Genomic DNA, 25,933 nt, shown 5'->3' with positions numbered 1-25,933 from the left:
CGGCGCGCACGTCATCTCCTCACCGGTCAGCGGGCGCCGGTCAGTTCGGCCAGCCGCCGGTCGGCGAGTTCCTGGATGCGGTCCTTGTCGCTGACGATCACCGTGCCCGGGTCGGCGTCCGGCAGCTCGTCCTCCAGCCGCCGGATCGGCCGGTACGCCCACCCGGCGGCGGCGAGCGCCAGGGTGCACAGCCCGGCGACGACGGCGGTGAGCGCGATCCCCCGGCCGGGCCCGTGCCCGATCACCGCGCCGAGCGACCCGGCGACGCCGTCGCCGGTAGCCATCAGCGGCTCGAAGACCCCCTCGGCGAGCGGGGCGGCGGTGAGGAACCCGGCGGGCACCATCAGCCAGGAGAGCATCAGCGTGGTGGACAGCACCCGGCCCTGCAACTCCAGCCCCACCTTGGCCTGCACGATGGCCAGCCAGTGCGTGTTGACCAGCGCCGAGGCGAGCCCCAGCCCGAACAGGCCCACCGCCGGGAAGACCGGGTCCGGACGCAGCCCGACCATCAGCATCGCGACACCGAGCAGCACCACGCCGGTCAGGATGCCGGTGGTCCGCCGCGCCGTGCCGCCCCACACGCCCATCAGGATGCTGCCGAACAGCAACCCGGCGCCGCTGGCGGCGAGCACCACGCCGAGCACGGAGGGGTCGCCGAAGGAGAGGGTCAGCGGGGTGGCCAGCACCTCGACGACGGCGAAGAAGTAGTTGAGCAGCGCGGTCAGCACGATCATCGCGAGCAGGCCGTGCCGGCGGGCGATGAACCGCCAGCCCCCGAGGACCTCCTGCCCGAACGACTCCTCCCGCTTCTTGAACAGGGTGTCGGGGAAGCGTACGGCGAGGGTGATGCCGACCGCGACGGCGAAGCTGACCAGGTCGATCAGGACGATGCCGCGCAGGCCGATCGCGACCACGAGCGCGCCGCCGACGAGCGGGGCGAGCACGGTGCTGGTCGCGGTGCCCAGCGAGATGAGGCCGTTGGCCCGGCCGTAGTACCGCTTGGGCACGAGCTGGGTCACCGCCGCGAGGTACGCCGGTTGCTGGAACGCGGTGGCCAGCGCGCTGGCCGTGAGCGCCGCGAAGACGTGCCAGAGCTGCGCCCGGCCGGTCCAGAGCAGCACCGCCAGGACCACCGTGCCGCAGGCGGCGAAGGAGTCGGCGCAGACCATGATCAGCCGGCGGTCCCAGCGGTCGGCCAGTGCGCCGGCGATCGGTGAGAGGACCACCGCCGGCAGCAGCGCCAGCACCGACGCCAGCGCGAACCAGGAGATCGAGCCGGTGCGTTGGTAGACCCACAGCGACAGGGCGAACCCCGTCAGCCCCGTGCCGACCAGCGACACGAGCTGCCCGAACGCGACCAGGAAGAACGTGGTCAGCCCGGAGCGGGCCGGCGGAACCGGCGCGGGAACGGACGGCGCGGGAACGGCCGACGCGGGGACGACCTGGGTCGGGACGGCCTGGGTCGGGACGGCCTGCACGGAAGTGACCGGCGCGGGGACCGGCGCGGCGGTGGGGACCGCCGCGTCCGGCGGGTCGGCCAGGATGATGTCCGCCAGCTCCGTGGCCTGGTGCTTCTGGAAGTAGTGCCCCGCGCCCTCGATGGTGCACAGGCGGACCGAGTCGGAGAAGTACCCCCACTCCAGGTAGCGCTCCTCGTACAGCTCGGTGGCGCGGTCGCCGGTGCCCACCACGCAGACGATCGGGGCGGCCAGCCGCCGGGGCAGCCCCTGGGCGTAGACGTCGGTGTAGTAGTCCTCGCCGACCCGGGTGTCGGCCAGGAAGACCCCCATCAGGAAGTCCTTCTCCCGTTCGTCGAGCACGTCGGTGAAGAAGCCCATGGCCCGCAGGAAGTCCAGCGCGTGCCGCTTCGAGGTCCAGCGCTCCATCGGGAAGGCGCGGCGGAACCAGCGGGCGAACCGGCCCGGCAGCCGGGGCGCCGGGAAGTGCCCGCCGACGACCACCCGGCGCACGTCGACCCCGGCCGCCTCCAGCCGCCGGCCCAGCTCGACGGCGGTGGCGCCGCCCATGCAGTGGCCGTAGACCAGCACCGGCCCGGAGATGCCGGCGGTCACCTCGGCCATGCACCGCTCGACCAGCTCGGCCATGCCCAGGGCCGGCTCGTCGGGGCGGTTGAGGTCGTGCCCGGGGCGTTGCAGGGCGTAGAGCGCGACGTGCGCGGGCATCGCGGCGGCCAGGGACTGGTAGGTCACCGCGCCGGCCCCGGCGAACGGTACGCAGAGCACCGTCACCGCCGGCGCGGTCGCCCGGGGCGGGGTCAGCTCGTGCAGCAGCCGGTCGGCCTCGCCGGCCGCGGCGTCGGCGTGCCCGGTCAGGCCGCGGATCGTCGGGTGGCGGAACAGGTCCAGCACGCTGATCGGTGGCTCGATGCCGCTGAGCGCCCGGATCGCGGTGAACGAGTCCCCGCCGAGGTCGAAGAAGTCGTCGTCGATGCCGACCCGGTCGTAGCCGAGCACCTGCGCCCAGCGCTCGGCGAGGGCGGCCTGCAGCGGGGTGGCCGGCGCCGCGCCGACGTCGCCGCGCGGCCCGCCGCGCCCGGGCGCCGGCAGGGCCCGGCGGTCGACCTTGCCGTTGTCGGTCAACGGCAGGGCGTCGAGCGGCACGTACGTCGTCGGGACCATGTAGTCGGGCAGCCAGTCGCGCAGGAACGCCCGCCACCGGCCGGCCCCCTCGTCGGGCGGCTCGGGGCGCGGCGCGAGGTACGCGACCAGGGCCGGCTCGCCGTCGATGTCACGCACCACGACGGCCGACTCCCGCACCGCCGGGTGCCGTTGCAGCGCCGCCTCGATCTCGCCCAGCTCGATGCGGTGGCCGCGCACCTTCACCTGGGAGTCGTTGCGGCCGAGGCACTCGATCGTGCCGTCGGGACGCCACCGGGCGAGGTCGCCGGTGCGGTAGAGCCGGGCGCCCGGCTGGTCGGCGTACGGGTCGGGGCGGAACCGGTCGGCGGTCAGGCCCGGCTGGTCGAGGTAGTCGCGGGCCACCCCGGCGCCGCCGAGCCAGAGTTCCCCGACCACGCCCACGGGCACCGGCCGCAGCGCCTCGTCGAGCACGTACGCCCGCAGGTTGGCGATCGGCCGGCCGATGGTGACCTCGGGCGCGTCCGGCGCGATCCGGGCCGTGGTGGCCCAGATGGTGGCCTCCGTCGGCCCGTACATGTTCCACAGCTCGCCGACCCGGGCGGCCAGGTCGCGGGCCAGCGGCGGAGGCAGCGCCTCGCCGCCGCAGAGCGCCTTCAGCCCCGGCATCCCGGTCCAGCCGGAGGCGAGCAGCAGCCGCCAGGTGGCCGGGGTGGCCTGCACGACGGTGGCCCCCTCGGCGCGCAGCAGCGCGGCCAGCCCGGCGGCGTCGTAGCCGACGTCCCGGCCGGCGACCACCACCCGGGCGCCGACCGCCAGCGGCAGGAACAGCTCCAGCACGGAGATGTCGAAGGCGAAGGTGGTCAGCGCGACCAGGGTGTCGTCGGCGGTCAGGCCCGGCGCGTGCCGCATCGCGGTGAGCAGGTTGACCACCGAGGCGTGGCTGACCCGCACGCCCTTGGGCCGGCCGGTGGAGCCGGAGGTGTAGAGCACGTACGCCAGGTGCCCGGGAGTGGTGACCGGATCGGGGTCGGCGGCGCACTCGACGGCCAGGGACGGGTCGTCGACGCGCAGCACCGGGCCGGCGAAGTCCGCGAACCGGTCGGCCAGCGCCGGCTCGGTGACCAGCACCGCCGCGCGGCTGTGGTCCAGCACCCAGCGCTGCCGGTCGAGCGGGTACGACGGGTCCAGCGGGACGTACGCGCCACCGGACTTGAGCACGCCGAGCAGCGCCACCAGCAGGTCGGCGGAGCGTTCCATCGACACGGCGACCGTCACGTCCGGCCCGACGCCCACCCGGCGCAGCCGCCGGGCCAGCCGGTTGGCGCGCACGTTCAGTTCCGCGTAGCTGAGGGTGCGGCCCGCGAAGGTGACCGCGGGGCGGTCCGGGGTGCGGGCCACCTGCTCCTCGACCAGCCGGGCCAGCCCGACCGCCGGGACCGGCGCGGCCGTGGCGTTCCACTCCCCCAGCTGCCGGTGCCGCTCGGCGGGGGCCAGGATCTCCACGTCGGCGAGCCGGCCGTCCGGGTCCGCCACGAACGCGGTCAGCAGCGTCTCCAGGTGGGCCAGCATCCGCTCGGCGGTGCCCAGGTCGAACAGCGCGGTGTTGTACTCCAGGCAGCAGAGCAACCCGTCCGGCCGGTCGTACGCGTACAGGGCGAGGTCGACCTGGGCGGTGCCGGGTTCGACGGTGAGCTGCTCCACCCGCAGGCCGGTCATCGCCAGGTCCTGCTCGGGCAGGTTGAGCAGGTTCACCATCACCTGGAACAGGGCGTTGCGGCTGAGGTCCCGGGGCACGTCGAGGGCGTCGACCACCCGCTCGAAGGGCGTCTCCTGGTGGTCGTACGCGGCCAGGGCGGTGCGGCGGGTCTCGTCGAGCAGCCGGGCGACGCTCCAGTCGCCGTCCAGCGTGGTGCGCAGCACGATGCTGTTGAGGAAGAAGCCGACCATCGGCTCCAGCTCGGCACGGACCCGGCCGGCCACCGGGGAGCCGACGCAGATGTCGCGCTGCCCGGTGTAGCGGAACAGCAGCGCCTGCACGGCTGCGAGCACCGTCATGTAGAGGGTGGCGCCGTGCCGCTGGCCGAGGTCGCGGACCCGCTCGGTCAGCGCCGGCGGCAGGGTCAGCCGGGCCACCGCCCCGTCGAAGGTCTGCACCGGCGGCCGGGGCCGGTCGGTGGGCAGGTCCAAGGCGCCCGTCGCGCCGGCCAGCCGCTCTGTCCAGTACGCCAGGTCGGCGGAGTCCGCGGCGGCCCGATCCCGCTGCCAGCGGGCGTAGTCGGCGTACTGGACCGGCAGGTCGGGCAGGGGCGAGGGCAGGTCGGCGGCGAAGGCGTCGTAAAGGGCGCCCAGGTCGGCCCGGATCACCCCGAGCGACCAGCCGTCGGAGACGATGTGGTGCATCGCGAGGCAGAGCACGTGCCGCCCCGGCGCGGAGCGGAACAGGACGGGCCGGAACAGCGGCCCCCGTTCCAGGTCGTACGGCCGGCGGGCCTCGGCGACCAACGCCAGGCGCTCCCGCTCGGCGAGGTCCGCGTCGTCGGCGCCCTCGACGGCCAGGTCGACCACCGGCAGGTCGACCGGCGCGGCGGGCAGCACCACCTGCACCGGGTCCCCGCCGTCGGGGGCCGGGCGGACCACGGTGCGCAGCACCTCGTGCCGGCGCACCAGCTCGGTCAGCGCGGCGGCGAGCACGTCGACCCGCAGGTCGCCGTGCAGCCGCAGGGCGGTGAGCACCGCGTACGCGACCTGGTCGTGCACCTGCTCCAGGAACCACAGCCGGCGCTGCCCGGACGAGACCGGGGCGGGCCCGGGATCGGTGGCGCGCGGGATCGGCGGCACCGCCGGCTCCGGCGCGGCCGGCAGGGCGGCGGCGACCCCGGCGACGGTGGGCCGGGCGAACACCGCCTCGATCGGCAGCGCCACCCCGAGCCGGGCGCGCACCCGGGCGACGACCTGGGTGGCGAGCAGGGAGTGGCCGCCGAGGGCGAAGAAGTCGTCGTGCGCGCCGACCGGCGCGACGCCGAGCAGCTCGGACCAGATCTCCGCCACCGCCCGCTCCGCCTCGGTACGGGGGGCGAGGTAGGCGGTGGTCAGCGCCGGCCGGTTGCCCCGCTCCGGCGAGTCCACGCCCGACGGGACGCCGCCGCCGTCCCCAGGGGACGCGGACGCCGCGCCGGACGGCGGCGCGGGCTCCGCCCCGGGCGGCACGGCGGGTTCCGCGCCGGGCGGCGGGGCAGGGCGCGGGGCGGGGACGCCGCGGTCGACCCAGTGCCGCTGCCGCTCGAACGGGTAGGTGGGCAGTTCAACCCGGCGGCACGGCCCGGCGTGGAAGGCCGACCAGTCGACGCGTACGCCGGCGAGCCAGAGCCGGCCCACGGCGTCGAGCGCGACGCGGTGGTCGTCGGCGTCGGCGCGGACGTGGCGCATCACCTGCACCACGCGGTCGGGCCGCGCGCCGCCCTGCCGCAGCAGCCCGCCGAGGGTGTGCCCGGGGCCGACCTCGGCGACGGCCAGGCCCCGGTCGGCCAGCAGCGCGGCGCAGTCGGCGAACCGGACCGTGCCGCGCAGGTGCCGCACCCAGTACTCCGGGTCGGTGACCTCCCCGGGCCCCACGGTGGCGCCGGTGACGTTCGACAGGAACGTCGTCGTCGGCTCGGCGTAGCCGACCTGCCGCGCCTCGGCGCGGAAGTCGTCGAGGACCGGGTCGAGCAGCGCGGAGTGGAAGGCCCGGTCGGCGGGAAGCGGGCGGGTCTCGACCCCGTCGCGGTCGAGCCGCCGGTGCAGCGCGGCGACGGCGTCGGGCCGGCCGGACACGACGCACAGGCCGGGCGCGTTGACGGCGGCGAGGTCCAGGTCGTCGCCGAGCAGCGCGCCGACCTCGGGCTCGGGCAGGGAGACGGCGAGCATCGCGCCCGGCGCGGTGGACTGGGCGAGCCGGCTGCGGGCGCGGACCAGCCGCAGCGCGTCCGCGAGGGAGAACACCCCGGCGAGGCAGGCGGCGACGTACTCGCCGAGGCTGTGCCCGGCCACCGCGTCGGGGCGTAGGCCCCGGTCGACCAGCAGCCGGGCCAGCGCGTACTCGGTGACGAAGAGCGCCGGCTGGTTGATCCGGGGCTCGGCGAGCAGGCGCTCGGCCTCGGCCCGGTCGGCGGGCGCGGGGTCGAGGACCGCCCGCAGGTCCACCCCGAGCGGCTCGCGCAGCAGCTCGGCGCAGTGGTCCACGACGGCCCGGTAGCCAGCTTCGGCCCGGTACAGGCCGGCGCCCATGCCGACGTGCTGCGCGCCGTGGCCGGGGAAGACGAAGGCCAGCCCGGCGTCGCCGTCGGTCGCGGCGGTGAGCAGCCGCGCCGGGTCGCCGAGCGCGTCGCGGGCGTCGGCCCGGTCGGCGCAGACGACGGCCCGTCGGTGCGCCATCTGCCGCCGCCGGCCCAGGCCCGCGGCCACGTCCGCCAGCCGCAGCGCGGGGTACGCGTCGAGGTGCGCGCGCAGCGCGTCGGTGGCCCGGTCCAGCGCGGCGGGCGTACGTGCGGAGAGCACCAGCAGGTGCGGGCCGGCCGGCGGCTCGGCGGCCTCGGGCGCGGCGGCGGCCGGCGGGGCCTCCTCCAGCACGACGTGGGCGTTCGTGCCGCCCATCCCGAAGGAGCTCACGCCGGCCCGGCGCGGCCCGGAGTCACCCGGCCACGGCCGGGCCCGGGTCGGCAGGTGGAACGGGCTGGCGGCGAAGTCGATGGCGGGGTTGGGCCGGCGCAGGTTGACCACCGGCGGCAGGGTGCGGTGCCGCAGCGCCAGCACGGTCTTGATCAGGCCGGCCACCCCGGCCGCGGCGTCGGTGTGCCCGATGGCGGCCTTGACCGAGCCGAGCGCGCAGAACCCGGTGTCGGCGGTGCCGCGGCGGAACGCCTCGGTGAGCGCGGCGACCTCGATCGGGTCGCCGAGGCTGGTGCCGGTGCCGTGCGCCTCCACGTAGCCGACCGTGCGGGGGTCCACCCCGGCCACGGCGAGGGCCCGGCTGACCACCTCGGCCTGGCCGGCGACGCCGGGGGCCGAGTAGCCGGCCCGGCGGGCGCCGTCGTTGTTCACCGCCGAACCGCGGATCACCGCGTGCACCAGGTCGCCGTCGGCGAGGGCGTCGGCGAGCCGGCGCAGCACCACGACGCCGACGCCGCTGGAGGCGATGGTGCCCCGGGCGTCGGCGTCGAACGGGCGGCAGTGCCCGTCCGGGGAGAAGATCCCACCGTCGTGGTGCAGGTAGCCCTGCCGCTGGGCGGGGAAGACGCTCACCCCGCCGGCCAGCGCCAGGTCGCACTCGCCGGCGAGCAGGCTCTGCCGGGCCAGGTGCACCGCGACCAGGGAGGTGGAGCAGGCGGTGCCGACGCTGACGCTCGGCCCGGTCAGGTTCAGCTTGTACGACGCCCGGGTCGCCAGGAAGTCCTTGTCGTTGCTCAGCGCGAGCTGGTACTCCCCGAGCGCCCGGATCTCCTCCGGCGCGTCGCGCAGGTGCTCCGACAGGTAGCCGGCCCGGCCGGAGCCGGCGAAGAGCCCGATCTGACCCGCGTACGCCTCGGGGTCGTGGCCGGCGCGTTCGAGGGCCTCCCAGGCGCACTCCAGCAGCAGCCGGTGCTGCGGGTCGAGCACCTGTGCCTCGCGCGGCGTGAAGCCGAAGAACTCGGCGTCGAAGCGGTCCACGTCGGGCAGCTCGGTGCCCCGCCGCACGTACGCGGGGTCGCCCAGCAGTGCCGGGTCGGCCCCGTCGGCGAGCAGTTCCTCGGTGCGGAACTCCCGGACGGCCTCCACGCCGTCGCGGACGAGCCGCCAGAACTCCTCGGGGGTGCGGGCGCCGGGGAACCGGAGGGCCATCCCGACCACCGCGATCGCGTCCCCCGGCACCCCGGTGGTCGCGGCGCCGGGTGCACGCGGCGCCGGGACCGCCGGCGGCGCGGCGACGCCGGCGAGGAACTCGGCCAGCGCCGCGACGGTGGTGTGGCGGAACAGGTCGGTCACGGTGAGCACCGGACCGAGCCGCTCGACCAGCAGCCGGTGCACGGCCAGCAGTCGCAGCGAGTGCCCGCCCAGGTCGAAGAAGTTGTCCCGGACGCCGACCCGGTCGACGCCGAGCACCTCCCGCCACACCTCGGCGACGAACCGCTCGGCCGCGGCGACGTCGCCGACCGGCGGCGCCACCGGCGCGTCCCCGGCCGACCGGTCCGCCGCCGGCGCGCCGGCCGGGGGCGGCGGGAGGGCGGCCGGGTCGAGCTTGCCGTTGCCGGTCAGCGGCAGCGCGTCGACGCCGACGAACGCGGCCGGCACCAGGTGTCCGGGCAGCTCCGCCCGCAGCCCGGCGCGAAGCACGGCCGGGTCCGGGTCGCCGGTGAGGTAGGCGACCAGCCGGGGGTCGTCGGGGTCGTCGCGGCGCAGCACGACGGCGACGTCGCTGTCCGGCCGGAGCCGACGCAGCGCCGCCTCCACCTCGCCGGGCTCGATGCGGTGGCCGCGCAGCTTGACCTGCCCGTCGGCCCGGCCCAGGAACTCCAGGACACCGTCGGGGCGCCACCGGGCCAGGTCGCCGGTGCGGTAGAGCCGCCGCCCGCCCTCGGCGGCGAACGGGTCGGGCAGGAACCGGTCGGCGGTCAGCCCGGGCCGGTTCAGGTAGCCGCGGGCCACGCCCGCGCCGCCGACGTACAACTCACCGGTGACGCCGACGGGAACGGGGTCGAGCCGGTCGTCCAGCACGTACAGGGTGGTGTTGGCGATCGGCCGACCGATCGGCACGGAGCCGGTCCGCGCGGTGCCGGGGCCGACCTCGTGCACCGCGCAGCCGACGACGGTCTCGGTCGGGCCGTACTCGTTGACGAGCCGGGTGCCGGCAGCGTGGTCCCGCCACAGCGCCACCTGGTCGGCGCGCAGGTTCTCCCCGCCGATGACGAACGCCCGGGTCCGGCCCGCCGCCCCGGTCGCCCCGACCTGCCGGTTGACGATCTCCAACTGGGCGGGAGTGATCTTGACCAGCCCGTACGGCGTGCGCCGTGCGCGCAGCGCCTCGCCGAGCCCCGCCGGCCCGAGGTCGTCGGGGAGCAGCCGGACGGTCGCGCCGGCGGCCAGCGGCACCAGCAGGCTGGTGACCGTCAGGTCGAAGCCGATCGAGGAGTGCACCGGCACCTCGTCGCCCGGGCCCAGCCGGTACGCGGCACCCGCCCAGCGCAGGTAGTTCACCACGCCCCGGTGGGTCACCATCACACCCTTGGGGCGGCCCGTCGAGCCGGAGGTGTGGATGACGTAGGCGAGGTCGTCCGGGCCCGTCCGCACGGACACCGGGGCCGTCCCGGTCGGCGGCGCCGCGTCGAGGCCCACCTCGACCGGCCGGGCCTGCCCCACGGGGAGCCGGTGCCGCAGCAGCGCGGAGGTCAGCACCACCGGGGCGCCGCTGTCGGCCAGGAGGTGTCCGAGCCGGGCCGGCGGGTGGGTCGGGTCCAGCGGCACGTACGCGGCCCCGGCCTTGAGCACCGCGAGCAGTGCCACCGGCAGCGCGGCGGACCGCTCCAGCAGGACGCCGACGAGGTCGCCGACGCCGATCCCCTCGGCGCGCAGGGTCGCGGCCAGCGCGTCGGCGCGGGCGTCGAGTTCCCCGTAGCTCAGGGTGCGCGCGTCGTCGGCGACCGCCGGGGCGTCGGGCAGCTCCCGGGCCCACCGGCCGACCAACGCGTGGACGCGGACGTCCGGCGGCGCGGCGGTGGCGGTGTCGTTCCAGTCCACCAGCATCCGCCGGCGCTCCTCGGCGACGAGCAGCCGGGCGTCGCGGATCCGGACGTCGGGGTCGGCGAGCAGGTCGGCCAGCAGGGTCCGGAAATGTCCGGCGAGCCGCGCCACGGTCGCCGCGTCGAACAGGTCGGTGCGGTACTCGACCACGGCGTCGAGCCCGTCCGCGCCGGGGCGTACGGCCACGGTCAGGTCGAACTTCGCGGTGCGGGTCGGCACCTCGACGCAGGTCGCGTCGATCCCGGGCAGCCGCAGCGGCGCGGGCGCGTCGGCGTGCACGAACATCACCTGGAACAGCGGGCTGTGCCCGGCGTGCCGGGCCGGGCGCACCGCCTCGACGACGCTCCCGAAGGGCAGCTCCTGCCGCTCCTGGGCGGCCAGCACCTCGGCCCGGACCCGGGCCACGCAGGTGGCGAAGGTCGGGTCGTCGGTCAGGTCGGTCCGGATCACCACGGTGTTGACGAACAGGCCGACCAGCGGCTCCGTCTCCGGGCGGCCTCGGTTGGCCACCGGGGTGCCGACGGGCACGTCGTACCGGCCGGTCCACCGGGCCAGCAGCACCTGGAACGCGGCGAGCAGCAGCAGGTACGGCGTGACGTTGAGCCGCAGGCACAGCGCCCGCAGCGCGTCGGGCGGGACGCCCAGCGGGAACGCGGCGGTGGCGCCGGCCTGCGACGGCGCGGCGGGCCGGGGGCCGGGGGTGGGCAGCTCCAGCACCGGCGGCGCGCCCGCGAGCCGCTCCCGCCACCAGCGCCGCTGCGCCTCCGCCTCCGGCCCGGCCAGCCACCGCCGCTGCCACTGCGCGTAGTCGCCGTACGTGACGGGCAGCGCCGGCAGCTCGGCGGACCGACCGGCCAGCCGGGCGGCGTACGCCTCGGACAGCTCGTCGGCGACGATCCGCAGCGACCACTCGTCCACCGCCGCGTGGTGCGCGGTCAGCACCAGCACGTGGTCGGTGTCGGCGAGGCGCAGCAGGCGGGCCCGCAGCACCGGGCCGCCGCCCAGGTCGATCGGGGTGGCCGCCTCGGCGGCGAGGCGGGCGGCCAGCTCGTCCTCCCGCGCGGACGCGGCCAGCCCGGTCAGGTCCAGCACGGCCAGCAGGCCGGCCGGTGGCTCGGCGACCACCGGCACCACCCGGCCGCCCTCGGCGGTCAGCGTGGTGCGCAGCGGCTCGTGCCGGGCGACCACCGCGTCCAGCGCCGCGCTCAGGGCGGGCAGGTCCAGCGGGCCGCGCAGCCGCCACGCCACCGGTGCCAGGTACGCCGGCTCGCCCGGGTCGGCCTGCGCCAGGTACCACATCTGCCGCTGCCCGGCGGAGGCGACGCGGCCGGCGGGCCCGCCGCCGGGGATGATCGCGTCCGTGCCGGCCGGCACGGCCGCGCCCCCGTCGGCGGCAGCGGCGCGCCGGGCGCGCAGGGCGGCGAGCAGCGCGGCCTGGCGCGGGGAGAGCACGTCAGTCATCGAGACGCCCGAGCATCGTCTCGGCCTCGGCGTCCGAGCAGGCCAGCACGCTGAGGTAGAGCGCGGCGGCCTCGTCCACGGCGGGACCGTGCTCGGCGCGCAGCGCGGCGGTGAACTCGCCCAGCGTGGGATGCTCGAAGACGGCGGCCAGCGGCACCCGCACGTCGAGGGCGGCGCGCAGCCGGGCCGCCATCCGGGCGGCCACCAGGGAGTCGCCACCGAGCAGGAAGAAGTTGTCCTCCGCCGCCACGTGGTCGGCCCGCAGCGCCGCGCGCCAGGCGTCCGCCACGACCTCCGCGACCGGGCTGCCCCCGTCGCGCGTCCCGTCCGTCGTCATCGTGTCCCCCCGGTCGCGTCGCCCGTCCGTCGTCATCGCGTCCCCCGTCGTCCCGTCATCGCGGCCCCCCGGTCGCGTGGTCCGTTCCCGTCAGCTCGTCCCCCGGTGTCTCCGCCGGTGCCGGCGGTCTGCCCGTCAACGGCCCACGCCCGCAGCAGGCCGAGCGCCTCCGCGTCGTCGCGCGCCTCGACCACCGGGCACGGCACCGGGGCCGGGCCGGTGCCGGCGGCGTCCAGCAGGAACCAGAGCCAGGCGAGGTAGCGGCCGGCGATCTCGTCGGCCGCGGTCTCCGCCTCGGCCGGGTCGAACCCGTTGGCGGCGGCGAAGGCGCGGGCGAGCCGGGTCAGCTCGTGCCGCATCCGGTCCACGGTCTCCTCAGGGTCGGCGAGCAGCGGGACCGGTCCGGCCGGCGCGGACTCGCCGGCGAGCTTGCGGTGCAGCACCGCGTACTCGCGGCGGACCGTCTCCTCGTCGGGCACCGTCGCCGCGACCAGGACCAGGTGGACCGGTGGCCCGCCGGCGTCGGCGAGGGCGCGGGCCAGGTGGTGGGCGAAGACCGCCGCGCTGCAGTAGCCGACGACCGTCACCGGGCCGGCGTCGGCGGGCCGCAGCCGGAGGAACTCCGCCGCGCAGGCGTCCGCCAGGTCGCGGTGGCCGGGCAGCCCCGGGTGCAGCTCCAGGCTGGTCACCGGGTCCAGCCGCCAGATCTCGTGCCGGCCGCCCCGCGCGGGCCCGCCCGGCCGGCGCGCCGCCCCGGCTCCCGTCGCCCCGTCGACACCGGCCTCGGCTTCGGCTTCGGCTTCGGCGAGGGTGGCGGCGAGGCCGGGGCCGGCGGAGTCGCCGGCGAACTCAACCGTCAGCAGGCACCCGGACCGTCCCTCGCTGACCTGGCGCAACGCAATCGTCCGTGCCATCGGGGTCTCCTTGTGCGTACGCGTCTAGCTGGTCGGTGACGGCGGCGGCGAGCGCCGCCGCGGCGTCCGGGGTGAGCGCCCGCCCGTCGGCCTCGACGAGGACGGACAGCGCCCCGCCCGGGTGCTGGCGCAGGGTCAGGCAGACCGGGAAGCGGTTGGCGGAGCGGCGCAGCTCCCGCCGCCGCCAGGTGACCCGGCCGGTGACCAGCTCGGGCTCCTCCACGGAGTCGAGGTAGCAGGTCGGGTAGGTGCCGGGCGGTGCGCCGGTGCCCCGCAGCACCTCGGCCGCCACCTCCCGGAACGGGGCCTGCTCGGCCACCGCCCGACGCAGCTCCGTCCGGACCCGGCCGAGGGTGTCGGGCCAGGGCTTCCGCAGTTCCGTGCAGGGCAGCAGCACGGTGTTGACCGCGTACCCGGCGACGTCGAACTCGTCGGCGGCCCGGCGGGTGGTGGTGGCGCAGCCGACGACCACCGCGTCCCGGTCGAGCAGCGCGCCGAGCGCCCGCGCGTACGCGGCGGCGGCCAGCTCGGTCGCGCTGCCGTCGCCCGCCCGGGTCAGCGCCCGGGCCGTGGCGCGCACCGGACGGGTCACCACGGTCCGGCCGGTGCCGCCGGGTACCGGGGCCGGCTCGGCGATCCCGCGCACCCGGGCCGCGGTGGCGCGGACAGCCTCCCGGGCGGCGGCGTCGGCGACCCGGGCCGACCGGCGCAGGTTCAGGTCGCACAGCGTGGTGGCGGGCGGCGGGGGCGACCAGGCCGGGTCGTCGTGGCAGCGGGCCAGGTCGGCCAGGAACAGCCGCAGGGACCACGCGTCGACCGCCAGGTGGTGCCAGACCAACAGCAGGTCGGTGCGGTCGCCGGAACCGAGCACGGCGCAGCGCAGCAGCGGCTCGGTCGTCGTGTCGAACGGGCGGCGGGCGCGGGCCCGCACGGCCGCGTCGAGCGCCGGTCCGTCGGTGAGGTCGACCAGTTCCACGGTCGGCGGGTACCGGTCGAGCACCAGCTCGGGCAGGCCGTCGACGAGCCGCAGCCCGGCGCCGAACGCGGGGTGGGCGGCGACCGCCCGGCGCAGCGCGGCGGCCAGCCGGCCCCGGTCCACGCGGGCCGTCGTGCTGAACCAGACCGGCTCCACGTAGAGGTCGGTGCCCGGGTCCAGCTCGTCGTGCAGCCACAGCCCGAGTTGCTCGGGGGTGAGCGGCGCGCGCCGCGCCCCCACCTCGGGCGGGGTCGCGGCCCTCGGCGCGGGGCCGGGCGGCCGACCGGTCGACGCCTCCCGGAGCCGGGCGGCGAGGGCCGCCGCGTCGGGGGCGCGCAGGACGTCGGCGGGGGTCAGCCGCACGCCGGTACGCTCGGTCAGCCGGGCGGCCACCCGGGCCGCGGCGAGCGAGGTGCCGCCGAGCGGCAGGAAGGCGTCGCCGGCCCGGATCTCCCCGGCCGGCAGCACCCGCCGCCAGGCGTCGAGCACCACGCCGACCGGGTCGGCCGGGTCGGGCACGTCGGCAGATTCCCCAGGGTCGGTCGGGGACGCTGCGGCGACCACGTCGACCGGTTCCCCGGGGCCGGTCGGGGAACCGGCGGCCGGCAGGGGCAGCGCGGCGAGCCGGTCGTGGTCGTACTTGCCGTGCGGGGTGAGCGGTAGCCGGGGCAGCAGGGCCACCACCGCCGGCACGGCGTACCCGGGGAGCCGGTCGCGGGCGTGGTCCCGGACCGCCCGCTCGGTCAGCCCGGCCCCCGGCTCCGCCGCCACGTACGCCACCAGCACGTCCCCGAGCCCGTCCCACCGCCGGGCCGCCACCACCACGTCGCGGACGCCGGGCAGCCGGCGCAGCACCGCCTCCACCTCGGCCGGCTCGATCCGGAAGCCGCGGAGTTTGACCTGCCGGTCGACGCGGCCGAGGAAGAGCAGGTTGCCGTCGGGCAGGGTGCGTGCCAGGTCGCCGGTCCGGTAGCTGCGCGTGCCGTCGGCCGCCGCGCCGAACGCCGGTTCCCCGCCCGGGTCCCGCAGGTAGCCGCGGGCCACCGCCGCGCCGGCGACGACCACCTCGCCGGTCCCCGTCGGGCGGCACGACCCGTCGGGTTGGCGCAGCAGCAGCCGCGTGCCCCGCACGGCGGTGCCGATCGGGGTCCGCTCGCCGGGCACGGCGCCGTCGCGGGGCACCACGTACAGGGCGCAGCAGACGGTCGCCTCGGCCGGGCCGTACCCGTTGACGACGGTCAGGGCCGGCCGGCTGCGGGCGATGTCCTGCAACAGCGGGCGCGGGATCGGCTCGACGCCGACCAGCAGCCGCCGCAGCCCGGTCAGCGCCCCCGGCTCGGCGCGCAGCAGCGCCCGCAGCTCGGGCAGGAACGCCGGCGGCACGTACGCGCTGCCCGCCGCCGCCGCGTCCAGGAACCCGGCGAGCGCGGTGCCGTCGTGCCGGGCCCCGTCCGGCACGACCCGCACCGTCCCGGCCCGGGCCAGCGGGGCGAAGCACTCCCAGACCGCGACGTCGAAGGAGGGGCGGGTCCACCACGTGCCGGTGTGCCCGTCCGGCACCGGCGCGCGGTCGTCGAGGTCGGCGAGGAGGTTGACCAGGTTGCCGTGCTCCACCTGCACGGCCTTCGACGCGCCCGTCGAGCCGGAGGTGTGTACCACGTACGCCACGTCGGACGGCTCGCCGGTGTCGGTGAGGGGCGCAGCCGGCCCGGCCCCGACGGCGGCCGGCGCGAGGACGGGCCGCCCGGGCGGGGCGGACCCGGCCACCACGAGCGCCGGCTCGGCGGCGTCGAGCAGCGCGGCGACGCGGGCCGGCGGTTGGCGCGGGTCCAGCGGCACGTACGCCGCCCGCACCGCGAACGCGCCGACGGCGGCGGCGACGGCGTGCGCGCCGGGCTCCAGCAGCACCCCGACCCGGTCACCGGGGCCGACACCGCGCGCGGCGTAGCCGGCGGCGTAGCGGCCGGCCAGGTCGCGCAGGCCGGCCCAGGTGACGACGGCGTCCTCGGCGTGCACGGCGACCGCGTCCGGCCGCCGGTCGGCGGCGGCGAGCAGGCGGCTGAGCAGGGTGCCGGTCACCGGGCCGCCCCGACCCCGTCCGGCGCGACCGGCCCGGCGGCGCGCAGCGCCTCGACGGCGGCGAGGTAGTCGGCGAAGCGCCGGTGCTCGTAGAGCAGCGTGGCACGCACGTCGACCCGCAGTCCCTGCCGGACCAGGGCGGTCAGCCGCACCGCGAGCAGCGAGTCGCCGCCGACGGTGAAGAAGTCGTCGTCGGGGCGGGGCGGGGCGCCCAGCACGGCCCGCCACGCCTCCGCGACCGCCGTCCCGGCCTCGGTCGGCTGGTCCCCCGGCGCGTCCCGGCCGTTCCCGCGCTCGCCGGCCAGCCGCCGGGCGGTGCCGGCGCGCAGCGCGGCCCGGTCGAGCTTGCCGTTGGTGGTCAGCGGCAGGGCGTCGCACCGCTCCACGAGGTGCGGCACCATCGCGGCGGGCAGCCGGGAACGCAGCCAGTCCCGCACGCCGTCGGCGTCGACCGCGCCGACCACCCAGGCCACCAGCAGCGTCTGCCCGTCCCGGTCGAGCGTGCCGGCTGCGGCCTGGCCGACCCCGGGCATCGCGAGCAGGGCGAACTCCACCTCCCGCAGCTCGATCCGGTGGCCGCGGACCTTGACCTGGCCGTCGCCGCGGCCGACGAAGTGCAGCTCGCCGTCGCGGTCGCGCCGGCAGACGTCCCCGGTGCGGTAGTGCCGCTCCCCGTCGCCGACGCCGAAGGCGGCGGCGGTCTCGGCGGGCGCGGACCGGTAGCCACAGGCCAGCACCGGCCCGGCGACGACCAGCTCACCCTGCTCGTCGCCGTCCTCGGGGCCGGTCGGGGCCAGGGCCAGCCGGGCGCCGGCGACCGGCCGTCCGATCGGCGGCGGACCGGTCCGGTCGGTGTGCCGACGCAGGTCCGACGTGGCGGTGACCAGGATGGTCGCCTCGGTGGGGCCGTAGAGGTTGTGCACGGCGGCGCCGAAGTCGGCCGGTGGCCAGGTGCGCAGCCGGTCGCCGCCCGTGGCCAGGCTGCGCAGCCGGCCGGTGTCGGCCCCGGCGCGCAGCAGGTGCTCGGCGAGCGGGGTGGTGAGGAAGCAGTGGTCGACCTCGCGCACCGTCGCCGCCACCCGCTCCGGGTCGCGGGCCACCGACTCGTCGGCGAGCAGCACCGTGGCGCCGCGCATCAGCGGCGCCCAGAGGTCGAGCAGGGCGGCGTCGAAGGCCAGCCCGGCGAAGGCGGCGGTCCGCACGCCGGGGCCGAGGCGGAAGGCTGTCGCGTACCAGTCGAGGACCGTCCACAGGCTGCGGTGGGCGACCTCGACCTGCTTGGGCCGGCCGGTGGAGCCGGAGGTGGAGATGAGGTACGCAAGGTCGTCGGCGTCGGGCAGCCGCAGGTGTTCCTCCCGGCCCGCGCGGACCGGGGTGACCCCGGCGGGCAGCCGGTCGCCGTACTCCTCGGCGGTGACGGCGATCCGGCAGCCGGCGTCGGTGAGGATCCGGGCGACCCGGGCCGCCGGCAGCGCCGGGTCCAGCGGGAGGAACGCGGCGCCGCAGAACCAGGCGGCGAGCTGCCCGACGACGGCGTCGGCGGTGCGCGGCCGCAGCACCGCGACCACCCGCCCCTCGGCGCCGCCCGCGGCCAGCGTCGGGGCCAGCGCCCCGGCCAGCTTCGTGGCGGCGGTGACGAGGTCGCGGTAGCGCAGCGTGCGGTGGCTGTCGACGACCGCCGTTCGGTCGGGGTGCGTCCGGGCGGCGCGCAGCACCTGGGCGGGGACGGTGGTGGGGCGGTGCTGACCGGCACGTGCGGCGGCGGTCACGGCTCCCCGCAGGGTCGGGTCACGACAGCGCCTCCAGGTCGCGCGGCGGAAGGGGTGCGTAACAGCACGTCAACGCTTGTTACGCGAGTCATCCTGGCACCACGGCACGTGTCACGACCATCATCGACGGTGACGGGCCGAAACGGCGTTCGCCTCCATTTTCATGCACGTAGGTCTATTGACGCGCGGATGCCGACTTCGCTAAAAGGAGCCGGCGGGAAACCCACGGTGACCCGGCGGCCGACGCGGGCTCACCCCACCTCGCTCAGCAGGCCGTCGACGAGGTCGCGCGGCAGCCCGTGGGTGTCGTGCAGGTCGCGGTAGTCCTCGTCGGTCAGCGGCCCCCGGGACCGGCGGCGCCGGACCACCGGGCGTCCGCGCCGCAGCAGCTCCCGGAACCGCCACTCCTCGCCGGAGAGCACCTCGCGCACCTCGTCGACGGTGACGCTCTGCCGGAACCCGTCGAGGGTGTGCCGCACCGGCCCGGTGGGCAGGTCGGACAGGCTGCGGGACGGCTCGTCGCGCCACAGGGTGGTGAGTACGCGGCGCAGCAGCCGGCGCAGCACGTAGCCGCGGCCCGTGTTCGACGGCCGGACGCCGTCGCCGACCACCACCACGCTCGACCGTAGGTGGTCGCCGACCAGGCGCAGCGGCTCGTCCCGCAGGTCCCACACGTCGCGGACGCCGCGAACCCACGGCACGAGCCCATCGGTCTCGAAGACGGAGCGGTGGCCCCGCAGCACCATCTCCAGGCGTTCGAGGCCCATCCCGGTGTCCACGTTGGGCTGCCGCAGCGACGTCAGGCTGCCGTCCGGGTGCCGGCGGTAGCGCATCCGCACGTGGTTCCAGACCTCCATCCACCGGCCGTCGGTGCCGGGGGTGCCCCGGGGCGGCCCGTCCCCCGTCCAGACGAAGATCTCCGTGTCGGGTCCGCACGGCCCGGTGGGGCCGTTGGACCACCAGTTCTCATCCCCGGTCAGCTCCACGGGCAGGCCCAGCTCACCCCAGGTGCGCAACGAGGACTCGTCCGGGCCGACCTGGTCGTCGCCGCCGAAGACCGTCACGTGCAGCCGGTCGTGGTCGACGCCGAAGCCGTCGCGCAGCAGCTCGTAGCCCCAGCGCAGGCTCTGCGGGAGGCCGTAGTCGCCGAGCGACCAGGAACCCAGCATCCGGAACACGGTCAGGTGGGTGGAGTCGCCGACCTCGTCCAGGTCGGTGGTGCGCAGGCAGCGCTGCACGTTGACCAGGCGCCGGCCCAGCGGGTGGGGTCGGCCCTCCAGGTAGGGGGTCAACGGGTGCATGCCGGAGGTGGTGAACAGCACCGGGTCGCCCGGCGGCGGGATCAGCGAGCCGTCGGGCACGAGTTCGTGGCCGCGCTCGCGGAAGAAGTCGACGAAGGTGCGGCTGATCGGGTCGTACGTCATGGCGGGCGGCCTTTCCGGGTGGGGCGGCCGGAAAGGGTCCACCGCCGGGAACCGGCGGGCCGGGACGACGGAGAAGAACGCCGGCGGACCGTTTCCGGTCGCCGGCGGGAGGTGGTGAGGTCAGGCGGCGGCGACCGACGAGCGCGAAGCTCGCGCGGCCGCGGCGGCGAAGGAACGCCTGATCTCCATGCCTCCGACTGTACGCGGACGACGACGCCGCCGCCCAGCGCGTTTCGCGCCCGGGCGGCGGCGTCGGGGATGGTCAGGCACCCACGGAGGCGAGGGCCGGGGCGGGACGGTCGTCGACCGGGTCCGGGGTCTTCCGGTTGGGCAGGGACAGCCGGAAGACCTTCTTCCACGCGGAGAACACCTGCCGGGGCAGCGAGCCGGTGGTGTACTTCAGCCCGTACCGGTCGAACAGGGCCCGCACCTCGGGGGCGATCTCCTGGTAGCGGTTGCTGGGCAGGTCGGGGAAGAGGTGGTGCTCGATCTGGTACGACAGGTTGCCGGTCATGATGTGCAGCAGCCGGCTGCCGCTGATGTTGGCCGAGCCGAGCATCTGCCGCAGGTACCACTCGCCGCGGGTCTCGCCCTCGATCGAGCGCCGGGAGAAGGTCTCCACGCCCTCCGGGAAGTGCCCGCACATGATCACCGAGTGGCTCCACAGGTTGCGCAGGAGGTTGGCGGTGAACGTGGCGGCGAGCGTGTGCAGGAACGACGGCCCGGACAGCAGCGGATGCAGGACGTAGTCCTTGAGCACCTGGCGGCGGATCTTCCGGCCCACCGCGCGGGCCCGGGCCCGGAACTCCGGCTTCTTGTGCCGGCCCTTGCGCAGGTTGCGCCCCAGCTCCAGGTCGTACGCGGCGATGCCGTACTCGAAGAAGCAGGCGTTGATGAAGTTCCACAGCGGCTGGCCCAGGTGGAACGGGTGCCACCGCTGGTCCTCGTCGACGCGCATGATGCCGTAGCCGAGGTCGTTGTCCTTGCCGATCACGTTCGTGTACCGGTGGTGCAGCTCGTTGTGCGAGTGCTTCCACTGGTCGGCCGGCGAGACGTGGTCCCACTCCCAGGTGGTGGAGTGGATCTTCGGGTCCCGCATCCAGTCCCACTGGCCGTGCAGGACGTTGTGGCCGATCTCCATGTTCTCCAGGATCTTGGCCACGGTCAGGCCGGCGGTGCCCACGATCCAGGCCGGCGGGAAGAGCGAGAAGAGCAGCACCACCCGGCTGCCCAGCTCCAGCTTGCGCTGCGTCGAGATGACCCGGCGGATGTACGCGGCGTCCCGTTCGCCCCGGTCGGCGATCACCCGGTCGCGGATCGCGTCGAGTTCCTTGCCGATGGTCTCGATGTCCTCGGCGGTCAGGTGGGCGATCGGGTTGACGGGCTTGTTCTGGATCACGGTCACGTCGGGTACTCCGGTCAGTGGTCGATGTCGCAGGGGCCGGCCGCGGCCGACACGCAGGTCTGGATGAGGACGCCGTCGCCGGGCACCGCCGTGGTCAGGTCCCCGTTGCGCAGGTCGCGGACCGCGCCCTGGCGCAGCGGCAGGACGCAGCCGAAGCAGATGCCCATCCGGCAGCCCGAGGGCATCAGCACCCCGGCGTTCTCGCCGGCGTCGAGCAGCGGGGTGGCGCCGTCGGCCGCCACGGTCACCCCCGAGCGGGCGAAGGTGACGGTGCCGCCCTCCCCGGGTGAGATGACGGTGGGCCGGAACCGCTCGGTGTGCAGCCGGCTGCCGCGCCCCTGGGCCGTCCAGTGCTCTGCCAGCGCGTCGAGCAGGCCGACCGGGCCGCAGGCCCAGGTCTCCCGGTCGAGGTGGTCGGGCACGAGGCCGGCGAGGCCGGCCACGGTGAGCAGCCCGTCGGCGTCGGTGTGCCGCTCCACCAGCCGGATCGCGCCCCGCGCGGCGAGGTCCCGCAGGTCGGCGCCGAAGATCGTGTCGGCCGGGGTCGGCGCGGAGTGCACCACGACGACGTCGGCGCCGGCCAGCACGCCCGAGCGCAGCATCCCCATCACCGGGGTGACCCCGCTGCCGGCGGTCACGAAGAGCACCCGGGCGGGCGGCCGGCCCGGCAGCACGAAGTCGCCCTGGGCCTGGTCGAGCTGGACCAGCGTCCCGGGCTGCGCCCGGCGGACGAGGTGGTTGCTGACCACGCCGTCCGGGATCGCCTTGACGGTGATCGAGATGGGCCCGCGGGCGGTCGGGGCCGAGGTGACCGAGTACGCCCGCCACAGGCGCACGCCGTCGACGTCGACGCCGAGGCGGACGTACTGGCCCGGGGTGTGGCCCCGCCAGTCGCGGCCCGGCCGGATCACCAGTGTCGCCGCGTCGGCGGTCTCGGGGCGGACGGCGACGATCCGGCCGCGCAGGTCCGCCCCGGAGCGCAGCGGGGCCACCAGGTCGAGGTAGTCGTCGGGCAGCAGCGGGGTGGTGACCGACGCGGCCAGCCGCAGGATGCGGCCCCGCAGGGACGCCTTCGCGGGTGGGCGCGGGACGGTGGTCGTCATGATTCGATGGTCGCGGCGGCCTGGCATAAAATCTTGGCCTGCGAAGGTGAACCGATCCAGGCTTTTTGTGCGGAGGGAACAAACGTGTCGGAACGCTCCGAGGCCACCCGGCGTGCGGCCGGCCTCGAACTGGACGCGCGGGTCGCGGCCGCGCTGCGCGACCGGCTGCCGCTGCTCGCCGAGCGGACGATCACCGCGATCACCGCCGAGGTCCCGAGCTACTCCGGCACCCTCACCGGCCAGATGCGCGAGAAGATCGAGACCGCGGTGCAGCTCGCGCTCGGCACGTTCCTCCAGCTCATCGAGCGGTCCCAGGGCGCCGACCCGAGCACGCCCCTGGTCGGCGCCCTGGAGGCCGCGTACGCCCTCGGCAGCGGCGAGGCGCGCTCCGGCCGGAGCATGGACGCGCTGCTGGCCGCGTACCGGGTGGGCGCCCGCGTCTCGTGGCGGGAGATGTCCACCACCACGGTGCAGGGCGGGTCGTCCGCGGCCACCGTCGCCGAGTTCGCCGAGCTGATGTTCGCGTACATCGACGAGCTCTCCGCCGCCAGCGTGGCCGGGCACGCCGACGAGCTCGCCAGCGCGGGCCGGGCCCGGCGCCGCAACCTGGAACGGCTCACCCAGCGGCTGCTCGCCGGCGAGCCCGAGGAGGTGCTGCTGCGCAGCGCCGACCGAGCCGACTGGCCGCCGCCGCAGACCCTCACCGTCGTGCTGCTGCCGCGGGCCAACCTCCGGGCGGCGCTCGCGCTGCTGCACCCGCACACCCTGGAGAGCGGCGAGGAACCTCCGGCGGTCGCGGCGGGCGAGGACCTCGCGGTGCTGCTGGTGCCCGACACGCACGGCGACCGGCGGCGCCAGCTCGCCCGGGTGCTGCGCGGGCGGCGCGCGGTGCTCGGCCCCGCCCGCCCGTGGACCCGGGTGGCCTCCTCCTACCAGCGGGCGACCCGGGCCCTGTCGCTCGGCCTCCGCCCCGCCGACGACGGCGCGGCGCTGGACACCGAGGAGCACCTCGCCGAGCTGGTACTGAGCACGGACCCGGAGGGGCTCGCCGACCTGCGCGCCCGGGTCCTGGCGCCGCTGGCGTCGCTGCCGTCCGCCGCCGCCGACCGCCTCGCCGAGACGCTGCGCTCCTGGCTGCTGCACCACGGCCGGCGCGACGACGTCGCCGCCGACCTCTTCGTGCACCCGCAGACCGTGCGCTACCGGATGGGCAAACTCCGCGAGCTGTACGGCGACCGGCTGACCGACCCGGCAACCGTCCTCGACCTCACCCTCGCCCTGGCCTTCCCGCCCCGCGACGGGGCCGAGGAGCCGCCGTCCTGATCGGACCGTCGTGCCCTCGTGGACGCGGCACCGACCCCACTCAGGTCGGCGCCGGCACGCGCGTCAAGCTCGGCGCGCCGCGCGGGAACGATCAGGTCAGATACCGGACATACCCGTATCGCCGGCCGACTTCGTCTGGCACCCTGGTCCCTCCTCGCCCACGATCACCACATCGGCCGCCGGCAAGGCCGGTGGTCGCCGCGCGGCGGGGCGGAACGGGGCTGCTTCCGACACCGCGACGCCCGCACCAGGAGGGCCCTCGGGCGGGCCCGGCGAGCGAGAGGACGGGCATGGCGCCGCACACGGGGGACGGACACGGTGCCGACCGGTCGGCCCCGGCCACCCGACGGAGACGTCGCGCGGGCCGGCTCCGCGACGCCCTGCGGACGACCCCGGCGCTGATCGTGGTCGGCGGCGCCGTGCTGGTCGCCGCGCTCGCCGCGACCGCCGCCGTCGCCGTGCAGTCCCGGGCGTCCGCCACCACACTCGGCGAGCGGTCCGCCGAGACCGCCGTGCGCACCAGCACGACCGCCCGGGAGATCTACCAGGGCCTCGCCGACGCCGACGTCGCCGCCAGCGCCGTCTTCCTGCTCCCGCCCACCGAGGACCGGCGCGCCTCACTGGTGGGCGCGTACGACGCGGCGGTGCACGAGGTGGAGCGCACGCTGACCGACTCGATGGGCAACGCCGTCGACGACCCCGACCGGCTGACCAGGCTGGCGACGATCGCCGCGCGGCTGAAGGTCTACCGGGACGTGGTGTGCGCCGCGCTGCGGGTGGCCGGCCCCCTCCCCACGCTTCCCGGCGCGGAGCAGCGCCGCCCCTGCACGCCGGCGGAGACGACGACGGCGGAGACGACGACGGCGGAGACCGGGGCGGACGACGCGGCGGCCCGCGCCGTGCTCGCCTCGGCCTACGCCCGCGAGGCGTCGCACTACATGTCCACCGAACTGCTCACCGCGGCGCAGGGCCTGTGGAACTACGACACCCGGCGGCTGCTCGAGGCCCGCGCCGACGCGCGGCCGTGGCTCGCCGCGTCCGTGCTGGTGCCGCTGGGCACCCTCGCCGCCCTGGTGGTGGTGCAGGTGTGGCTGCGCCGGCGGACCCGGCGCCGGCTGAACGCCGGCCTGCTGCTGGCCTCGCTGGGCACCGCGGCCGTGCTGGCCATGCTGGTCTCGTCGTGGTGGCACTGGCCGGACGCCGACCGGAGGTTCCCCGAGCTGGAACGGGCGATCGACGCGCAGAGCGTCACCCAGCAGCGACTCGGCACCCTGCTGGCCGGCCGCGCCGACGTCTACCTCGGGCTCGGGGCGAGCGTCGACCCGGCGGGGCACAAGGCCGACTTCGACCGGCGGGACCTCTGCGCCGATCCCGCCGGGCAGAAGCCCGCGAGGGACCGGATCGACTGCACCGCCCTGACGGAGGCGGTCTGGCCGGCCCGGCAGAGCCGGACGCCCAACGCGTTCCGCAACGCGGTCGACACCGTGCTCAGCGAGGGTTCGGCGGGTCGGGCGTTCGTCACCGCGGAGGGCCACCTCCTCGCCGACCTGACCGCCCGCAACGAGGAGGTCTCCCGGATGGTGACCGACCTGCCCGAGGCGCCACGGCATCTCGGCGGCACGGCCGCCTGGGTCACGCTGCTCGCCGCCGCCGGGGTGGTCGCCGGGCTGCGCCAGCGCTACCTGGAGTACCAGTGAACGCGACCCGGAGGGCTCCGACGACGACGCGGCGCGGTGGCAGCGGGGCGATGGTCGCCGCGCTGCTGACCGTCCTCGCCGGGTGCACCGCGCCGACGACGCCGCCCCCCGCGCCCCCGGCACGGCCGCAGGGCGTGGCGACGGTCCCGACGACCGACGGGGCGGACGCGATCTGCCCGGTGCGCCGCAGCCTCCCCGCGAACCCGACCCCGCCGTCCCGGATCCTCGAGCGGGGCGAGCTGGTGGTGGGCGTCGACCCGTCCGACGCCACGATGAGCCACTGGGACGCCCGCACCCAGCGGTTCGAGGGCTTCAACATCGAGCTGATGCTGGCGGTCGCCCGGGCCGTCTGGCCGACGGAGGACCCGCGCGAGCGGCTCACCTTCAAGGTGGTGCCGCCCGGCCAGGGCGCCTTCACCATGATCGAGAACGGCGACATCGACGTCGTGGCCACCTCCCTGACGGCGACGTGCCAACGCGCCCGGCGGGTCGTCTTCTCCAACGACTACCTCGACTCGGGCCAGAGCGTGCTGGTCCGCGAACGCGCCGAGGGGGTGCCGGAGTACGCCGGCATGGAGCAGCTCGGGGGCAAGCGGGTCTGCGCCGGCGCGAACACCACCTCGCTCGCGATGATCTCCAGCTACCGCACCCTGGCGGGCGAGCGGCTCGTGCCGGTGCAGGCCGTCCACTCGGTCGACTGCCTCGTCATGCTGCGCCAGGGCCAGGTCGAGGGCGTCAGCACCGACGAGAACATCCTCCTGGGCTTCGCCCAGATGGCCCCGGACACGATGCTGGTGACCGAGCCGCCGCGCCGCGACCGGCAGTTCTGCGCGTACCACCGGGACTCCGACTGCACCTGGTTCACCGACGAGCCGCACGCCTTCGCGTTCCACCTCGACCACGGCCGGGAGCTGGCCGCGTACGTGAACCACGTGCTGGCGTCGCCGCACACCGCGACGGTGTGGCGGCAGGCCCACGACCGGTGGATCCCCGGGCACCGGGACAGGGGCATGCCGTCGCCCGAGCCGCCGACCACGGTGTGGCCGCCCCCCGACCCGCCGCCGGTCACGCCGCGGCCGACCGACTGACGGGC

The 25,933-nt window shown here is 76.6% G+C and carries 11 protein-coding genes; 3 read left to right on the top strand and 8 right to left on the bottom strand.

All coding sequences use genetic code 11. The features are described 5' to 3' along the window. Nucleotides 1-26 precede the first annotated feature (26 nt). The 8 genes from AB0G14_RS13225 to AB0G14_RS13190 all read right to left on the bottom strand — a co-directional run bounded on the left by AB0G14_RS13225 (nt 27) and on the right by AB0G14_RS13190 (nt 21,820). Nucleotides 27-11,813 carry an amino acid adenylation domain-containing protein gene (locus tag AB0G14_RS13225; RefSeq protein ID WP_357696865.1) on the bottom strand — a complete coding sequence of 3,929 codons (11,787 nt, stop codon included), beginning with the start codon at nt 11,811-11,813 and terminating at the stop codon, nt 27-29. Continuing rightward, complete coding sequence (locus AB0G14_RS13220; RefSeq protein WP_357696863.1) at nt 11,806-12,150, bottom strand: phosphopantetheine-binding protein; 345 nt, start codon at nt 12,148-12,150, stop codon at nt 11,806-11,808. The genes AB0G14_RS13225 and AB0G14_RS13220 overlap by 8 nt, the downstream gene beginning before the upstream one ends. A gap of 32 nt (nt 12,151-12,182) precedes the next feature. Continuing rightward, complete coding sequence (locus AB0G14_RS13215) at nt 12,183-13,064, bottom strand: thioesterase domain-containing protein (RefSeq protein ID WP_357696861.1); 882 nt, start codon at nt 13,062-13,064, stop codon at nt 12,183-12,185. Beyond that, the gene (locus tag AB0G14_RS13210; RefSeq protein WP_357696859.1) at nt 13,000-16,119 is read right to left on the bottom strand and encodes an AMP-binding protein; all 3,120 of its coding nucleotides are present in this window, start codon (nt 16,117-16,119) and stop codon (nt 13,000-13,002) included. Before AB0G14_RS13210 ends, AB0G14_RS13215 begins: the two co-directional genes overlap by 65 nt. Next, nucleotides 16,116-17,888, bottom strand: a complete 1,773-nt coding sequence (locus AB0G14_RS13205) for a non-ribosomal peptide synthetase (RefSeq protein WP_357696857.1) — start codon at nt 17,886-17,888, stop codon at nt 16,116-16,118. The genes AB0G14_RS13210 and AB0G14_RS13205 overlap by 4 nt, the downstream gene beginning before the upstream one ends. A 251-nt stretch (nt 17,889-18,139) precedes the next feature. Next, nucleotides 18,140-19,312: an alanine--tRNA ligase-related protein gene (locus tag AB0G14_RS13200; protein WP_357696855.1), complete on the bottom strand. Its 1,173-nt coding sequence runs from the start codon at nt 19,310-19,312 to the stop codon at nt 18,140-18,142. A gap of 262 nt (nt 19,313-19,574) precedes the next feature. Further along, on the bottom strand, nt 19,575-20,717 hold the full coding sequence (locus AB0G14_RS13195; RefSeq protein ID WP_357696853.1) for an acyl-CoA desaturase: 1,143 nt from the start codon (nt 20,715-20,717) through the stop codon (nt 19,575-19,577). Nucleotides 20,718-20,731: 14 nt separating this feature from the next. Next, the gene (locus AB0G14_RS13190) at nt 20,732-21,820 is read right to left on the bottom strand and encodes a ferredoxin reductase (protein ID WP_357696851.1); all 1,089 of its coding nucleotides are present in this window, start codon (nt 21,818-21,820) and stop codon (nt 20,732-20,734) included. A gap of 84 nt (nt 21,821-21,904) precedes the next feature. Here AB0G14_RS13190 and AB0G14_RS13185 point away from each other — a divergent pair, with 84 nt between their 5' ends. From AB0G14_RS13185 to AB0G14_RS13175, 3 genes are all read left to right on the top strand, one after another. After that, a complete protein-coding gene (locus AB0G14_RS13185) occupies nt 21,905-23,143 on the top strand; it encodes a helix-turn-helix domain-containing protein (protein ID WP_357696849.1) in 1,239 nt (412 codons plus the stop codon). Nucleotides 23,144-23,433: 290 nt separating this feature from the next. Further along, the gene (locus tag AB0G14_RS13180; RefSeq protein WP_357696847.1) at nt 23,434-24,840 is read left to right on the top strand and encodes a hypothetical protein; all 1,407 of its coding nucleotides are present in this window, start codon (nt 23,434-23,436) and stop codon (nt 24,838-24,840) included. Continuing rightward, nucleotides 24,837-25,928 carry a transporter substrate-binding domain-containing protein gene (locus tag AB0G14_RS13175; RefSeq protein WP_357696845.1) on the top strand — a complete coding sequence of 364 codons (1,092 nt, stop codon included), beginning with the start codon at nt 24,837-24,839 and terminating at the stop codon, nt 25,926-25,928. Before AB0G14_RS13180 ends, AB0G14_RS13175 begins: the two co-directional genes overlap by 4 nt. Nucleotides 25,929-25,933 lie beyond the last annotated feature (5 nt).

It is taken from the genome of Micromonospora sp. NPDC023814 (assembly GCF_040639595.1).
In the GTDB taxonomy this organism is placed as follows: Bacteria; Actinomycetota; Actinomycetes; order Mycobacteriales; family Micromonosporaceae; genus Micromonospora.
Note: the sequence above shows the minus strand (reverse complement) of the source record. Positions and strands in the feature narration are given on the sequence as shown.

Excerpts from the sequence above, each read along its gene's own strand:
- AB0G14_RS13180 (WP_357696847.1), top strand. The coding sequence starts at position 23,434 with ATGGCGCCGCACACGGGGGACGGACACGGTGCCGACCGGTCGGCCCCG.
- AB0G14_RS13225 (WP_357696865.1), bottom strand. The coding sequence starts at position 11,813 with ATGACTGACGTGCTCTCCCCGCGCCAGGCCGCGCTGCTCGCCGCCCTG.
- AB0G14_RS13220 (WP_357696863.1), bottom strand. The coding sequence starts at position 12,150 with ATGACGACGGACGGGACGCGCGACGGGGGCAGCCCGGTCGCGGAGGTC.
- AB0G14_RS13190 (WP_357696851.1), bottom strand. The coding sequence starts at position 21,820 with ATGACGACCACCGTCCCGCGCCCACCCGCGAAGGCGTCCCTGCGGGGC.
- AB0G14_RS13215 (WP_357696861.1), bottom strand. The coding sequence starts at position 13,064 with ATGGCACGGACGATTGCGTTGCGCCAGGTCAGCGAGGGACGGTCCGGG.
- AB0G14_RS13200 (WP_357696855.1), bottom strand. The coding sequence starts at position 19,312 with ATGACGTACGACCCGATCAGCCGCACCTTCGTCGACTTCTTCCGCGAG.